The sequence below is a fragment of the Planotetraspora phitsanulokensis genome (genome assembly GCF_016863295.1).
In the GTDB taxonomy this organism is placed as follows: domain Bacteria; phylum Actinomycetota; class Actinomycetes; order Streptosporangiales; family Streptosporangiaceae; genus Planotetraspora; species Planotetraspora phitsanulokensis.
On the sequence record NZ_BOOP01000063.1, the window covers coordinates 1 to 15646 of the forward strand.

General features: G+C 71.4%; 13 protein-coding genes and 1 pseudogene. 1 reads left to right on the forward strand and 13 read right to left on the reverse strand.

Annotated features, from left to right (window positions below):
* Positions 1–9: 9 nt before the first annotated feature.
* Both Pph01_RS42075 and Pph01_RS42080 read right to left on the reverse strand, forming a co-directional pair.
* On the reverse strand, positions 10–819 hold the full coding sequence (locus Pph01_RS42075) for a CpaE/TadZ family protein (protein ID WP_239117416.1): 810 nt from the start codon (positions 817–819) through the stop codon (positions 10–12).
* 1 nt (position 820) lies between these two features.
* A complete protein-coding gene (locus Pph01_RS42080; RefSeq protein ID WP_204078873.1) occupies positions 821–1525 on the reverse strand; it encodes a hypothetical protein in 705 nt (234 codons plus the stop codon).
* 751 nt (positions 1526–2276) lie between these two features.
* On the opposite strand from Pph01_RS42080, the gene Pph01_RS42085 reads away from it, so the two are divergent.
* Positions 2277–7049 (forward strand): type VII secretion EssC family protein, encoded by a 4773-nt coding sequence (locus Pph01_RS42085; protein WP_204078874.1) that lies wholly within the window; start codon positions 2277–2279, stop codon positions 7047–7049.
* A gap of 9 nt (positions 7050–7058) precedes the next feature.
* Here Pph01_RS42085 and Pph01_RS42090 read toward each other — a convergent pair whose 3' ends face one another.
* From Pph01_RS42090 to Pph01_RS42140, 11 genes and pseudogenes are all read right to left on the reverse strand, one after another.
* Positions 7059–7328, reverse strand: a complete 270-nt coding sequence (locus Pph01_RS42090) for a WXG100 family type VII secretion target (protein ID WP_203888257.1) — start codon at positions 7326–7328, stop codon at positions 7059–7061.
* Between the two features lie 137 nt (positions 7329–7465).
* Positions 7466–8458, reverse strand: a complete 993-nt coding sequence (locus tag Pph01_RS42095) for a hypothetical protein (protein WP_204078875.1) — start codon at positions 8456–8458, stop codon at positions 7466–7468.
* Positions 8455–9144 carry a hypothetical protein gene (locus Pph01_RS42100; protein WP_204078876.1) on the reverse strand — a complete coding sequence of 230 codons (690 nt, stop codon included), beginning with the start codon at positions 9142–9144 and terminating at the stop codon, positions 8455–8457. Before Pph01_RS42100 ends, Pph01_RS42095 begins: the two co-directional genes overlap by 4 nt.
* Before the next feature lie 10 nt (positions 9145–9154).
* Complete coding sequence (locus tag Pph01_RS42105) at positions 9155–12067, reverse strand: bacterial transcriptional activator domain-containing protein (RefSeq protein WP_204078877.1); 2913 nt, start codon at positions 12065–12067, stop codon at positions 9155–9157.
* A gap of 5 nt (positions 12068–12072) precedes the next feature.
* Positions 12073–12504: a pilus assembly protein TadG-related protein gene (locus Pph01_RS42110; RefSeq protein ID WP_204078878.1), complete on the reverse strand. Its 432-nt coding sequence runs from the start codon at positions 12502–12504 to the stop codon at positions 12073–12075.
* Complete coding sequence (locus Pph01_RS42115; RefSeq protein ID WP_204078879.1) at positions 12504–12896, reverse strand: TadE family protein; 393 nt, start codon at positions 12894–12896, stop codon at positions 12504–12506. The genes Pph01_RS42110 and Pph01_RS42115 overlap by 1 nt, the downstream gene beginning before the upstream one ends.
* A gap of 5 nt (positions 12897–12901) precedes the next feature.
* Positions 12902–13345, reverse strand: a complete 444-nt coding sequence (locus tag Pph01_RS42120; protein ID WP_204078880.1) for a TadE/TadG family type IV pilus assembly protein — start codon at positions 13343–13345, stop codon at positions 12902–12904.
* A gap of 22 nt (positions 13346–13367) precedes the next feature.
* The gene (locus tag Pph01_RS42125) at positions 13368–13592 is read right to left on the reverse strand and encodes a hypothetical protein (protein ID WP_204078881.1); all 225 of its coding nucleotides are present in this window, start codon (positions 13590–13592) and stop codon (positions 13368–13370) included.
* Between the two features lie 15 nt (positions 13593–13607).
* Positions 13608–14525 (reverse strand): type II secretion system F family protein, encoded by a 918-nt coding sequence (locus tag Pph01_RS42130; RefSeq protein WP_239117417.1) that lies wholly within the window; start codon positions 14523–14525, stop codon positions 13608–13610.
* On the reverse strand, positions 14525–15448 hold the full coding sequence (locus Pph01_RS42135; RefSeq protein WP_204078882.1) for a type II secretion system F family protein: 924 nt from the start codon (positions 15446–15448) through the stop codon (positions 14525–14527). Before Pph01_RS42135 ends, Pph01_RS42130 begins: the two co-directional genes overlap by 1 nt.
* Positions 15445–15646: pseudogene (locus tag Pph01_RS42140) on the reverse strand (CpaF family protein); the annotation flags it as partial. The pseudogene Pph01_RS42140 and the gene Pph01_RS42135, both read right to left, overlap by 4 nt.

Sequence of the window (15646 nt, forward strand, 5' to 3'; positions counted from 1 at the left end):
AATGATCGATCATGGCCGCGCTCCGCTCGACGGCTCGGGACTGCGGCGGGGACCGGGGTCCGCGCGCGGCGCGTCCTGGTCCGCGACCGCCTCCGCGGCAACATGGCCTGCCAGGCGCTCGGCCAGTTCGCGGGCCGTACGGATCAGGAGGCTGCGGTCGAGCCGGCCGCCCCACTGGCCGCTGAGCAGGTCGGCCCCCTTCGGGTCGTAGGCGAGGCCCGCGACGAAGGAGACGTCCCAGCCCGCGACGATGCGCCGCACCTCGTCGATCGAGGCCCGGTAGGAGCGGGGGTCGGCGATCACGACCACGCCCACGCGCCGGTCGAGCAGGGTGAGCCGTTCGCGGAGATGGGCGACGTGGTCGAGGCTCGCCCGGGTGAACAGCACCACCGCGTCGGCGGCGGCCAGCAGGTCGTTCGTCTGCGGATACAGGCCCAGCCGTCCGCAGTCGGCCAGCACGTCGGCCTCCGGCACCGCAGCGAGCGCCCGGCCGAGCATCCCCCACAACCAGGTCAGGCCCGAGGCCTGCTCGCCGTTGGTCAGCCCGGCGAGCACGTCGAGCCCGCCGACGAGTTTCTGCGTGTGCTCGTGGATCTGGTCCGGGCTCAGGCCTCGTCGCGCGACGGCGCCGAGGCTGAGCAGGCCGCGGCCGGGGTTGAGGACTCCGCCGTCCACCGCCGGAAGGCGGTAGGCCACGTCGCCGCCCGAGGGGTCGCACTCGGCGAGCAGCACCGCGTTCGGCCAGACGGCCCCGAGCGCGGTCGCCGCGGTGGTCACGCCGGGCGATCCCTTGTCGGCTGCCAGTGCGATCAGCGCCACGTCACTTCGCCCCGGGCAGAGCGATGAGGGCGATCTGCCCGTTGGAGGCGTACAGCGCCACCGTCGGGGCGACGCTCGCGTCGACGACCACCGATATCAGGCCGCTCGACGATCTGCTGCCCGGATCTCCCACCCGGGTGACCAGGGACTCGGGGGACAGGACCCGTTGCGTCGCGGCCCCCGGCTGGCCGCCGGTGGTCTCCTTGGGCCCGGAAGGCACGTAGATCACCTGGACGACGTCGCCCTTGGCGAGTTCGAGAGGCATCTGGCCGTCCTTGAGGGCCAGGCCCACGATCGCCTTGCCCGGACCGAGCGCGCTGTTGCTCTTGGAGACCATCCGATCGGTCAGCAGCGTGCCGGGCAGCAGGGTGACCGCCGCGTAGGTCTTCTCGACCTGGTCGCTGAACTTCCACGAGACGTAGTCGATGCCGGTGTCGGCGATCTGGACCTCCTGGATGGCGCTCGCCGGGATGAGCTCCCCCGCGCCCACCTGTTCGACGATCCGTACGGCGGAGACGCGGTCACCGGTACGCATGACGAGCAGGGTGGTCCCGAGAGCCCCGATGAGGATGAGGAAGACGGCGAGCGCCGCGAGCGCGGGCTTGCGCTCGCGCGGCGGCACGGGAAGCTTGCGGGCGGAAGGCCCGGAGAACCCGTTGGGCGCCACGGCGCGACCGTCCTGGGCAGGCTTCTCGCTGATCCTCATGGGTGGGGGGCTCCCAAAGATGATCGAGCCCTTGTTTCGGGCCGCTCGAATTTGTTTACGGTCTTGCTCGTCGCTCCGAATTCACCACATTATGGACGGTTTCCGACCGCCCTGTCGCTGCTTAGGGGCGACCCATGCTTATCGGTTAGTAATGCCCCTGTCAACGCTCGACCATCCATAACTATGCACACAAGACGCTTTATCAATGTGCAATTTCGTGATAAGGGAAGATTCACATTCTTCACATAAGTCACAACCGTCACATCGATCATTGCCATCGCGCCGCCTGCCTGCCCGCATCGGGAGGCGGCCGGGCGGACCAATTCCCTCGTCCACCTCACTGACCTGCGGCGGACCGGTTTTCGACGATCAAGTGACAGAAGTGAGAAGAGTTCGCGTCCATCTGCGGAACGATGGACGGTCCCCGCCAGGACGAAGCGGCCATCTCACCTCGGAACGAGGCGTGTCACCTCCCGGCCGGCCCGCCGGGAGGATCCGCCTCCCGGCGTCCATCTTCTCCGGCCGACCCGCCCTTCGCCGGGGAATCGACGGAAAGGAGATCGCGTCGCATCTAATCGATCTTTACCGATTCCGGTCAACCTCCGCGGAAGTCCGAGGCCTCCGGATACCGTTTCTCGCCGGAAGCCGCCGGGAAATCCTCCTTGTCCGTCAGGAGATCTTCACTCCGGTGTCTCCGGATGGCACTCTCTCAACGGGAAACCCCCCCGAACCACCGCCCGGGAGTCTGCGCATGCGGATAACGATCACCGTGGTCACCGAGCACGGCCGGCGCGAGGTGATGGTCGAGGGCGACGAGACGACCACGGTCTCCAGGCTCGCGTCCGCGCTCGACGGCTCCTCGAGCCGCATGTCCAACGTCGTACGGCTCCCGCGCACGCGCGCGCCGTACGACCTCGACCGGGGCAGACAGGCACCGGCCCCGGAGACGAAGCTGTGGCTGGACGGGCGTCCGCTCGACCCCGACAACCTGGTCTTCGGCCTGCTGCGGGACGGCGACCTCGTCGCCGTGGACGGCCACGCGGCGCCGTCGACGCTGACGGAGGAGCCGGACGGCGTCGCCGAGGTCCGCGTGGTCGGCGGCCCGGGGGCCGGCGCGGTCCACCGCCTGGGCCTCGGCACCCACACCATCGGCGCCGACCCCGCGTGCGCGATCACCGTGGCCGATCCGAGGATGGCGCCGCAGGCGCTCGCGCTCCGGATCACCCCCGGCTCGATCGCCGTCGAGCCGGCCCGTCAGGCTCAGGACGGCGCGCGTCTCGGAGGCGAGCCGCTCACCGGGTCGACCCTCTGGCGGGAGGGGACGATGCTCGCCTGCGGGGGCTCGGTCCTGTCCATCGGCCCCGTCGACCCCCCGGACGCCCATCTGGACGCGCTTCCCGACGGAGGGCTGGCCTACAACCGCCCGCCCCGGCTCCACCGGCCCGAGGCGTCCCGGCGGATCGTCGTGCCGGCCGAGCCCGTACGCGCGGAGGGCATCAGGCTGCAGTTGCTCGCCGCGCTCCTCCCGGCCGTGTTCGGGCTGGTCATGGTGCTGGTCTTCGGCAACTGGTATTTCATGCTCATCGCCCTCATGACCCCGATGATCATGATCGGTCAGTGGGCGGGAGACCGCAGACACGGCAGGAAGAAGCACCGCCAGGCGGTCAAGGCGTACAAGGAACGGCTCGCCGCTGTCGAGGCGGAGACGGCGAATGCCGTCAGGGACGACGAGAGGGCCCGCAGGAACGGCGCCCCCGACCCCGCCGAGGTCCTGCTCACCGCGACCGGCCCTCGACGGCGGCTGTGGGAGCGGCGGATCCACGACCAGGACGCCCTCCGCCTGCGGGTCGGCCTGGCGGACCTGCCCGCCGATCTCGAATTCGAGCCGGAAGGCGTGATTCCCAAGGACGCTCCGCCGCGCGAGCAGCCCACGTGTCACGACGTCCCGGTCGCGCTGGTCATGCGACGGCTGGGCGTCGCGGGCGTCACCGGCCCGAGGGAGGTCGCCCTCGGCTGCGCCCGCTGGCTCGTCGGTCAGGCGGCCGCCCTGCACAGCCCGCGTGACCTCGCCGTCGTCGTGTTGTCCGCCAACGACGACAGCGCCGCCGAGTGGGGCTGGGTCCGCTGGTTGCCGCACTGCGCGGCGGAGGGCCCGTCCCGCGGCGGGTCTCTCACAGCCGACTCCGTCGCGCTGGTCGGCGCGGACCCCGAGTCGGCGGCGCACCGCGTTGCCGAACTCGCCACCCTGATCGGCGAACGCCTTGAGGGCGACGGCAAGGCGGGACCGTTCGAGACCGCCATGCATCCCCCGCGGCTGACGGGCGGCCCCTCCGGGTGGGCGGAGCTCGGGCGCGCCGGCTCGGCCGGAGCCTCGCCCGACCCCGCCTTCACGGCGTACGACGAACGCCCCTTCGACGTGCTCGTCGTCCTCGACGGCGCGAAGACGCTGCGCGGGCTCCCCTCGATGCCGCAGGTGCTGCGGCAGGGACCCCGGGCCGGCGTCTACACCATCGCGATCGACGACGACGAACGGCTCCTCCCGGAGGAGTGCGCGACGGTCGTGGCCTGCGACGCCGACGGGACCGTACGGCTTCGCGGCGGCGGCCTCGATCCCATCGGGGACATCCGGGCCGACCAGGTCTCGGTGTCGTGGGCCGAGCGCGTGGGCCGGGCACTCGCCCCGTTGCGTGACGTGAGCAGGGACGACCCCTCCTCCACGTTGCCCGAGTCGGTCCGCCTGCTCGACCTGCTCGGGCCGCTCGACGTGCCCAAGCAGTGGGGCCGGTCGACCCGGGCGCTCATCGGGCTCGGCCCGGAGGGACCGTTCGAGGTCGACCTCAGCCGTGACGGGCCGCACGCACTGGTCGCTGGCACCACCGGAGCGGGCAAGTCGGAGCTCCTGCAGACGCTGATCTGCTCGCTGGCCGTCGTCAACCGGCCCGACGAGATGACGTTCGTGCTCATCGACTACAAGGGCGGCGCCGCCTTCAAGGAGTGCGTACGGCTCCCGCACACGGTCGGCATGGTCAGCGACCTCGACGGCCATCTGACCCAGCGCGCCCTGTCGTCGCTCGCCGCGGAGATCCGCAGAAGGGAGCGCCTCCTGCTGGACGCGGGGGCGAAGGACATCGAGGAGTTCCACCGGCTCCGGTCGAGGGGCTCGACCTGGGTGCTCGGCGCGGGAGGCGTGCGCAGGACGGAACGCAAGACCGGAAGCAGCGGCATCTTCGGCGATCCCGGCGCGGACGAGGCCGGCGACGGGGCCTCCGCCGGTCCGCCGCCGCTGCCGCGGCTGGTCCTGGTCATCGACGAGTTCGCCGCGCTGGTGTCCGAGCTGCCCGACTTCGTCGAGGGGCTCGTGGACATCGCCCGCCGCGGCCGCTCGCTCGGCATCCATCTCATCCTCGCCACCCAGCGGCCCGGGGGCGTGGTGACCGCCGACATCCAGGCGAACACCTCTCTGCGCATCGCGCTCCGCGTCACCGACCCCAGGGAGTCGGCCGACGTCATCGACGGCCCCGAGGCGGCGCACATCTCCCGTACGACACCCGGACGCTGCTATGTCCGGTCGGGGTCGGGAGCGGCCGTGGCCGTGCAGACCGCGAGGATCGGCGGGCGGGCGCCGGGAACCGGGGAGGGGCGCGACGCCGACGAGGTGCGCGCGGTCGACCTGCCGTGGCACACGCTCGGCCGTCCCCTGGCCGTCGCGACCAGGACCTCCGCGGCGGGAACCGATCTCGCCCAGCTCGTGGACGCCCTCGGTGAGGCCGGCCGCGGCGTCCCCGCCCAGCCCAGCCCGTGGCTGCCGCCCCTGACCGACCACATCGTCCTGGACGAGGTGCCCGAACCGGCCAGGGACGACCGGCCGCGGCACCCCTACCCGGTGGCGTCGCAGGAGGTGCCGCCACTGGCGTTCGGGGTCACGGACCTCCCGTGGGAGCAGGCGCGGCGGCCTCTCGTGCTCGACCTGCGGCAGGGCGGTCACCTCCTCATCGCGGGCACGGCCCGCAGCGGCCGCTCGACGGCGCTGCGCACGATCGCGGGCTCGATCGCGTCCTCCGCCTCGCCCGAGGACGTGCACATCCACGCCGTCGACTGCGGCTCGGGAGCGCTGTTGCCCCTGGTCGGCCTGCCGCACTGCGGCGCGGTCGTCACCCGCGACCAGCTCGACCGGGTCGAACGGCTGCTCGCGCGCCTGCGCGCGGAGGTCGGCCGACGTCAGCAGCTCCTCGCCGAGGCTGGATACGCCTCCCTCGCCGAGGCCCGCGCCGCCGCGCGTTCGCACGCTGGGGCCGACGACGCACTGCACGACTTCGGCGACGCGGCCGGGCGGTTGCCGTGGCTGGTGCTGATGGTGGACCGCTGGGAGGGGTACGTCGCCGCGTTCGAGAACTACGACTACGGGCGTCTGGTGGACGGGCTGCTGCAGCTTCTCCGGGAGGGGCCCGCGGTCGGCCTGCGCGCGGTCGTCACCTCCGACAGGTCGGGGCTGCTCGGGCAGATCTCGACGTTGTTCGAGGACCGTCTGGTGCTGAAGCTCGCCGATCCCGCCGACTACGGCCTCGCCGGTCTGCCCGCGCGCCACCTGCCGCGCTCGATGGCGCCGGGCCGGGCGCTGTCGACGGGCGAGCACGGCCTGGTCGAGAGTCAGATCGCGCTGTTGTCGGAGGACCCGGCCGGCCCCGCGCAGGTCGCCGCGCTGCAGGAACTCGGCCGTACGGCACGGGCCAGGTTCGGCGGGTCCCTGCACCGGCGCGGGTCGTGGGCCTGGCGGACGGAACCGCCGCTGCGGGTGGACGCGCTGCCGGTGCGGATCACGGCCGACCAGGTCCTGGAGCTGGACCCCGCGTTCGAACCGCCGTCGCCGCTGTGGGCGCTCCTCGGCGCGGGCGGCGACACCCTCCACCCTCTGGGCGTCGACCTGCTGGGACAAGGGCCGGCCGCGGTCGTCGCGGGCCCCGCGCGGTCGGGCAGGTCGTCGTGCCTGCTGACCGCCGCGCGCTCGCTGCTGCAGCGCGGCGTCCCGGTCATCGCCGTAACACCGCGGCGCAGCCCTCTGCGTGATCTGGCCGGATCGCCGGGTGTGCTCGCCGTGCTCGACGGCAACTCGCGGAGCGTGGGGGAAACCGAGTCGGACGACTTCGGCGGGCTGCCGGGCGCGAACGATCCGCTGGCGCTGGTTGCGGCGCACCGGCGATACGTGATGCTCGTCGACGACGCGGAGCTGATCTCTCCGGAGTCGATGCTCGGCCTGGCCGTAGAGGAGATCCTCCGCATGGCGAGGGACGGGGAGCACGGGCTGCTGGTCGCGGGAGCCACGGGAGACCTGGCGACGGCCTACCGGGGGTTCGCGGCCGAGGCCCGCAAGTCGAGGACGGGGCTGCTGCTGTCGGTGCAGAGCCCCGCCGACGGCGACCTGTTCACTGTGCGTCTTCCGCGGGGGGCCGTCGGCGGCCCACCGGGACGCGGTCTGCTGGTGATCTCGGGCACCGCGACCCCGATCCAGGCCGCGCTGCCCAACTGACGCGAAGCGCTACCGCGTGGCCGACTCGATGTTGCCGCGGTAGGTGGTGATGACCCGGGAGGCCTCGTTGAGCTCTTCGGACATGCGCTGGAAGGCGGCGCGGTAGCTCTGCCACGCCTCGTTGAAGCGCTGCGCGCCCGGGCCGGTCCAGGCGGTGCCGACCTTGGCGGACTCGCGGTCGAGGATGGCCATCGTGGCGCGGACCTGGTCGGCCTGCTGGGTGAACTGCGCGGCCATGCTCTGCATCTGCGCGGGGTCGCCGCCGAGCAAGTTACTCATTCGGTCACTCCTTCGTCGACAGGGGGCCGACCTCACCGTAGATCGCCCGTCAACTCTGTGAAGGATTCATGCCAAGTGGCTATACCGTCAGGTTCAGCGGTACAGCCACTTGGTAAGCGCTCGCGGCGTTTGGCTGTCTAGCCGTTCGTCACCGACTGGATCTCGTCCACGTAGATCGCTATCGGCTGCGAATCGGTGGTCGGGTTGGGCCCCATGTCCGCGCCCGTGTCAGAGGTGACTTCCCACTCTTGCGACACGACGATGGTGTACGGCCCGCCGATGGACGCCCGTGCGTACTGCAAGTAACAAGTGTCGCCAAGGTTCATCCCTTGGCTGTATTTGGGACATTCATCGAGCACGTGGGGCGGATCTTCCTCTAGCGTCCCAGTGCTCTTGATAGTCACCTTCACCGGCTTGGCGGTGACAGTCGCCGTCAGATAGGGGAAGCCCTCGATCTGCGCCGTCACCTCCTGGTCCACTGGCCGGGGAACATGGACAACCGTCTGCAGCCCCACATAGGTCCGCCCCCCGGGCGGGCTCAGTTCGATGTTTTCCGGCTCGGGGAGGGTGAGGTTGGCCCGGGCCATGAGCGCGAGGTCCCCTCGGTCGATCAGCTTGTCCGTCCGATCGATCGGGGGCTCCGTAGCCCTGTAGATCCAGTACTTGTCCGCATTGATGAAGCAGTCCCAGCCCTCGTCGGTGTCGTCGCTCGTGATGAACCAGAACACCTTGTCCTTCTCACCCTCGTGCGGCTTGATCTCGGCAAGGGTCTTCTCGTACCACTCGTGCGCGTCCCGCTGATCCTCGGGGCCCATCCGACGCCACGCCCGGTAGTTGTTGCCGACCCAGTCGAACATCTCCTCATAGTTGTACTGGGGCTGGTACCAGCAGGGCGGTGGCTTGTAGCCGCCGGACGGCGGCATGTCCGGTGTGCCGTCGTAACCGTTTCCGCCGTAGCGGACCTGGGCCTTCACCCACGCGTAGAAATTGTTCCCGCCACCGCCCGCCCCGGTGTCGCCGCCGCCTCCGCCTCCTGGAGGGTCGGCGTACGCGGGGATCGCGGTCACCAGCGCGGCGAGAACCACGACCGCGATCGTCAGGACCTTGCGTAATTTCCTCGACGCCTTCATCGGCACTCCTTGCCGGAGGAACTCGTCACGGACACGGGCTGGTAGGCGCGCACACGCCACAGGCCCCCGGAACCGGGGACCATGGTGACCCGGATCTTGTATCGAGAGGTCTTCTGCTTGCCGAACGTCCAGCTCACCTTGCCGCTGGTGAGGTTCTTCGTGCCCGCCTTCGACTCGTCGCCGCAGCCGACGAGGTTGACGGACTTGGCACTCACGGACAACACGTGCAGGTCGCGGACGCGGACCACTCCGGTCGGCCGCACGTTCTCCGCCTTCCACCCCGACACGACCCGGTCGAACAGGTCGGTGCCGTACATCGCGGAACCTGGCGCCACGTAGTCCAGGTAGCGCTTGTCCTTGCCCTCGGTCGAAATGGAATACCACCAGGTCTTCCAGAAGTCACCGAAGTCCTTGACGGCCTTGGCCGCCTTCGGCTGCGGGGTCTCGGCCTGGTAGACGACCTTGAAGTCCGCGGGGAAGGCCGGCCCGGCCGCGGGCGCCGCGCTGGGCGAAGCGGCCGCGCTCGGCGACGCGGCCACCGTGGAGGCCGCGGAGACGGGGGGCGTCGGGCGGAAGCCGTGCGCCGCCGGCTCCGAGCCGCAGCCCGCGGCCAGAACGGTCACCGCAATGGCGGCGGACGCCGCGGCCAGCCGGCGGGGCTTCGATACGACAACGTCAGCGACCATATGGTTCCTCCTATCCGGCGGCTCGCGCCGGGGCGGGTAGAAGTTCCTGGATGAGCGCCTCGGTCTCGGGGACCAGGCGACCCTGGTAGCGGGACGTGGCCGCCCAGCGGCGCAGGGACTCGACCCAGTGCCGCAGCGTCTCGACGTCCCCGGTGGCGTGGGCGGCCCGCAACAGCTCTCGCCAGAGCGGCTCGTCCTCGTCCGACATCCGCAGCCCGGCCTGGGCCGCGGTCATGGCGCGCGCGGGGTCCCCGGCCGCCAGAAGAACCTGGGTGAGGCGCCTGGCCGCGTCGGAGACGCGGGCGGACACCTCGTAGACGAGCTCGTCGCCCGCCAGCCACAGGTAGCGGCCCGCGGGATGCCCGTGCAGGAACGGCCCGCGGACCAGATCGAGCGCCTGGCCGAGACGGGCGGCCTCGGTGGCCGGGTCGGTCCGCGACAGCCGTACGAGCTCGCGGAAGACCAGCCAGTCGACCCGCACCTCGGGCCCCAGATGGAGGCGGCCCTGGTCGTCGGCGAACAGGTTGGACCTGCCTTCGCTGTCGATGCCGAGCCATTCCCTGGTGCGGGCGATGGTGGCGTCGCGCACCGGCGCCTCGACTCCGCGCGGCCACAAGGCGCCCGCGAGGACCTGCGGATGCACCCCGCCCGGGTGGGTGGCGACGTAGGCGACCAGCTCCATGCAGAGCGGCAGCCGTTCCTCCTCGAGCGGCCGCGGTCCGATGACCTCCACGGACCCGAGCACCCGCACATCGACGGCGGGGCGGAATCCGGGGTGCAGCTGGGACGCCGCGGGACCCGAAGGCTCCGGGTCGTCCATCGCCACGCCTGGCTGGCCGGCCGCCCGGAACAGCTGGATGACCTGCGCGTACTGCTGCTGCGGGAGCAACTGCCCGTGCACGTCCAGGCCGAGGGCGCCGACGCGGGCCCGCCCGTCCGGCGACAACTCCCACGTCCAGGAGGCGCCGCGGATCTCCTCACCGGCGACGAGATAACCCGAGGCCAGGCGGGTCCCGGTCTGGGCGAGCTCGGCCAGCCGCGCGGCCTCTCCCTCGGTCGGCGGAACGGCCGTGAGCAGATAGACGGGCATCCAGGCCTCGCCGTACACGCCTCGGGAACGGCCGGTCAGGACCGAGCTCACCCCGGAGGCCTGCAGTGCGCGGCTCACGTCGGCGGCGCGGGCCTCCAGCTCCGGCAACGCCTCGGCGAGGGTCGAGTGGACCGAGATCCTGTCAGGGGCGATCAGCGAGAGCTCTTCGCCGAAGCCCACGAGGACGAGCCGCATGTGGTCCGACCAGCGGTTGGTGGCGAGTTCCACGGCCATCGCGGCGAGCGCGGCGGACACGACGTGCGACCTGCCGCGCAGGTTGATCAGGCCCTGCGCCGCCTCGAGGTCGACCAGCACCCGGCCGGCGTCGCTGGTCCCGAGCGAGACCAGCCCGGGATAGGGCGCGAAGATGTCGGGGAGGTCGGGCAGCCGGTGGCCGTCGTTCGCGGTCAGCCGCCAGATCCGGCCGCCGTCGAGGGCGGCCCAGGGCGCGGGCGCCTCCTTCTCCGGCGGGTGGATCCACAGGTCGAGATGCGTGGACGCGAGGAAGGCCGCGAACACCGTCGGAGGTGTACGGCCCTGCTTCGCGAGCTCCTTGCTCAAATGCCGCAGACCCACGTCGAGCAGCCGGGAGCCGTGCGGATCGGCGCCCAGCAGCAGCGCCATCTCGGCGACCGCGGCCTCGCCCTCGGGGTTGGGCAGCCTACTGCCGAAGGCGCGGTCCCACAGCTGCCTGCGCCGGCGGCTGCCGAGGACGGCCAGCAGGCCCGCAGCGGCGAGGGACGCGGCGGCGAGGAAATCGGGCCAGGACTCCGCGACGCCGGACACGACGCCGGAGGACGCCGTGGAGTCCGTGCCCTGCTGAGGAGTCTTGACGACCGCCGTGGACTCCGCGTCCTGCTGATGAGCCTTGACGACCGCCGTCATCTCCGGATCACCCGCGTCAGGCGCCTCCTGCACGGTGGGCGCCGCCTCGGAACCGCCCGCGCCCCCGGTGCCACCGGTCTTCACGGCCGGCCTGGTGACCTCGGGTGAGTCCTCCGCGCTCGCCTGGGCGTAGTGGGTGTGGCCATCGAGCTCCACCGGCTTGTCCGCATGCCGGTGGAGCGTCTCCGGACGATCCTGGTCCTGCGAGACGACGTGAACGTTGATGGCGTCGTCCGGCATGTCGAGCACCCAGCCGACCCTGATGAGGTCGGCCATCCGCAACCTGGTGCCGTCGGGCTGCTCCCTGTGCTGGTTGAGCTGGTAGATCTCCTTGTAGCGGCGGCCCTCCCCCAGGCACTTCTCGGCGATCTCCCACAGGCTCTCGTGGTGACGCCCGTGCGGCGGCTGGACGACGTAGACCTTCTTGGTCTTCTGCACCGGGGCGAGCGCTTCTCGCGCCTGCTCCACGTTCTCGGTCTTCTCGGTCTGCGGCGCCTGCTGGGCGACCACGGCCGTGTGCTGATGCGGCGTCGCCGGTGCCAGCGCCTGAACCGCGGGCGCGACGACCGCGGTCGCGGCGAAGAGCAGGAGCGCGGCTGTGACAAGCCGGTGGGCGAGCGCCTGGGGACCCGACGCGAACGGCACGCGCGCCGGCACCCCGACCCTCCTGATCCCCGCGATCAACTCGACCACGACGCAGGCCACCAGCTGAGCCCACGCGAGCCACACCACGATGGCGAGCATGTCGAGGACCGAGCTGAGCCCGACATCCTGCGTGAGCATGCTCAGCGAGAATCCGCCGTCCGGGAGCGGCGAGCCGAAGTAGCGCACCAGCGCGTACGGCACGCCGCCGATGAGCCCCGCGAGCGCGAGGACGGCAAGCAGCCCGAAGGCGACGTCCGAGGCGGATCGCCGCACCTTGATGTGGACGGCCTGTCGTGGCGACATGCCGGTCATCCCCCCAGTCCGGTCAGTGGCCCGGCCGTCGCCGTCGCCTCCCGGGTCCCCCCGGAGACGCCGAAGGCGGCCAGGAAATACGTGTCCCAGGTCGTCCGCACGGTGACCGTGACGTGCTGGTCGTCCGGCAGGCCGCAGGCGAGACGCACCAGCCCGGCGTCCCCGTGGTCGGCCACGATCGCGTCGGCCTTGCCGCACGCGGTGGCCTCGTCGGAGATCCTGACCTGGCCCGTGTCGCGGAGATAGTCGGCGTCGATCGTGTCAGCGCCCGCGCGGGCCGCCTGCTCCGCGACGTCGGCGGCGCGCAGATAGGCGTTCATCATCGACGACAGGTCGACCAGGATCCCGGCGAGCCCCAGCCCCATGAAGGCGAACCCGACCATGAACACCGAAAGCGAGCCGCGCTCCCCGTTCGCTCTCAATCTCACTACTGGATCCTCCGGAACTGCTCGAGCGGCACGACCGACGTGCTGCTCATGTTGATCGACGGCGCGAAGCCGAACCCGCTGACCGCGCTGAGGTCGACCGTGCAGCCGACGGTCACGCGGACGCTTCCGCCCGGGGCCCAGGGGATGCCCGTCATGCTCACGTTCGGCCCGCCCACGCAGTCGAGGCCCTGCGCGGCCTGAGCGGCCGCCGCCGCCGCCGAACCCTGGTCACGCTGCACAGAGGCCGCCCGCGCGGCGTCGCGTGCCGCGCCGTCGATCTCGCCCTTGGCCTCAACGATCCGGGCCGCGCCCACGACGAACAGCAGGAAGATCAGCATGACCGGCGCGAGCAGCACCGCCTCGACCGCCATCGAGCCCCGATCGCCGTTCACGCGATTCACTGGCAGTCTCCGGTTCCGTCGTCGGGGCGGAAGCATTCGATCGGACCGCCGAACCGCGAGGTGATGGTGAACGTCATGCCCGGCAGCAACGGAACGGCGGAGACGACGTCACCGGTCACGGTGACGCCTCTCTGGTCCCCCTGCTGCCACGCCTGGACGGACGCGTTCTCCAGGACCTTCGCGCCGACGAGCGCCACACGCGACTGCGCCTGGCTCTCCGCCGCCGCCTGCCAGTTGCCCGCACCCGGCCCGGTGCCCGCCGCGCGGGCGACCCGCGCTCCCACGCGCGCCGCGCCGTCCGCGATCTGGCGTGCGTGGAAGACGAGGGCGAACTGCACCATGACGAGCATGACGACCAGCACGATCGGCATGATCAGGGCGAGCTCCACCACGGACGCGCCCCTGTCCGGGGCGGTCCTCAGCTGCGACAGGCGGCTCATCACGGTCTCCGGCGTCCTACGATCAGCCGCCGCCGCCGCCGAACGAGTTCTGGATCTCCTGGGTCTTGCTGTCGACTCCTGCGGTGATGACCAGGGAGATCGTGATGGCGAGGCCGGCGACGATGGCCGTGATGATGACCCACTCGACGGCCGAGGCGCCTCTGCTCGGGGCCGTCCTGGCGCGATGGACGCGCGCGCTGAGGATCGTGAGGAAATAGTCGACAACTGGGGGCACGGGGATCTTCATCAATACTGTCCTCTTCTAAATGCCGAGCATCTTCATTGCGGCTGGAAAGCTCAGGAACACGAGGAAGCCGGCGCACAGCAGCAGCTGGGCGACCAGCATCGACTGGGAGCGCTCGCCCGCCTCGCCCTCGATCTCGGCCAGCTCGCGCCGGCGCATGGTCTCGGCCCGGGCGGCGAGTGACTGCCTGACCTTGGCGCCATCCTCGGCGACCAGGCCGAGCGCGGCGGACAGGTCGCGCAGCTCGTCGAGGTCGACCTCCTCACCGAGCTGGCCGAGGGCCTGCCACGGGGTGATGCCCACGATGCGCGCGGTGGACAGGGCGTCCCTGATCCGGACCATGGGCCAGCTGTGGCCGAGCGAGGACGCCATCATCAGCGCCTCCGGGACGCCCCGGCCCCCGGCGAGGTTCATCGCCACCAGGTCGAGGAACGCCCCGACCGCGTGCCGGAAGTCGCGTCGCTTCGCCGCCGCGTCTCGCTTGATCTGCACGTCGGGGAGCATGAAGAAGACCCCCGCGATCAGCAGGGCCGACCACAGCGGCACGGTCACGTTGACGCTGAAGCCGAGCAACGATATCCACGCCGCGAAGATCGGCGCCGCGAGCAGCCCGGAGGCGCCGAGGAGGGCCTTGGTGGCCAGGAACCCCTCGAACGACTTGCCCAGGAGGGCCAGGTCGGCCTTGACCGAACGCTGTTCCCAGCCCCGGGCCGCGTAGAACCCAGCAGTCGCATCGCCGATTCGCTTCCGCAGCGGGCTGACCACTTCGTTCGTCGTCACGACGCTGACCCTGGCCTGGGAGCCGTGCCGCCGGGCGTCGATGGCCGACAACCGCGCGGCGACGCCCGGCCTCGAAGGGAAGAGGAACCGGCCAAGCGCGAAGAGGCCGAGGCCGATGAGCGCTCCGCCCAGCAGGGCCGCCGTGATGTTCGACATCAGATCCCCGCCTCCTGCGCCGTCTCCCGCAACGGAGCGCCGAACGCGTCGGGCACCGTGTGCGGAACGTGCGCCTCACCCAGTAGACGCTCGGGCTTGGTGAACTTCGCGAGACGGCGCATCCAGGCGAATCCCGCACCGAACAACAGCGCCACCACGAGCAGCACGGCCTGACCGAGCAGGCCCTGATACTCGGCGACGTACGACCGGTTGAAGATGACCAGCGCGGCCGCGAACGCCAGCGACGCACCCACGACGATCTTGACGCTGCGCCGGGTGGACCGGCGGTCGGCCTCGACCTTGCGCCGCATGTCGAGCTCTTCGCGGGCCGACGCGGCCAGGGCGGTCAACACTTCGCGCAGGCCGGGGCCGCGGAGCTTGGCGTTGAGGATCAGCGCCGCGATGACCAAGTCGGCGGACGGGTCGTCGAGGTCGTCGGCGAAGCGCTGCAGCGCGTCCGTCAGGGGCATGCGCATGTGGAGTCCGTCGACGAGCTCCCGCAGGTGGGGTTGCAGGGAGGGCGCGGCGGCCCGGATCGAGGCGGGGATGGCCTGCTCGAGGCCGGCGGCGCCGGCGATCGTGTCGCGCAGGGACTCCGTCCAGGCCGCGAGCGCCTCCAGGTTGTGCATGGCCCTGCGCTCCTCGGCCGCGCCGCCGACGAGGCCGTGCCATGCGACGACCATGAAGCCCGCGCCGATCGCGATGACCGGCCAGCGTGTCAGGGCGAGCACGACGGCGCCGACGATGACGGCCAGGCCGACCCGGCCGGTCAGTTTCTTCAGCAGCTCCGCGCGCTGCCCGGCACGGCTCGATGTTCCCGGCCGCCGCTCGACCCCGCGGATGGCGGTGAAGAGGAGGAACAGGCCACCGCCCACACCCACCCCGGCGAGGAGGGCCAGGAGCATCTGGTTCACGGCGTTCATGACCATGCTCCGTAACCCGTGTCGTAGCCGAAGCGGGCGAGTTCGTCGGCGCACGAGATCGGCGCGTGCGGGACGGCGACGCCGTCCGGGCCCTGGGCGAAGACCTCGGAGGACAGGACCCGGCCGTCGACCCCGGTGACCTCGCGCACGCTCTGAACGAACCGGCGCAACCGGCCGCCCCTGTTGTAGTCGTTGCGC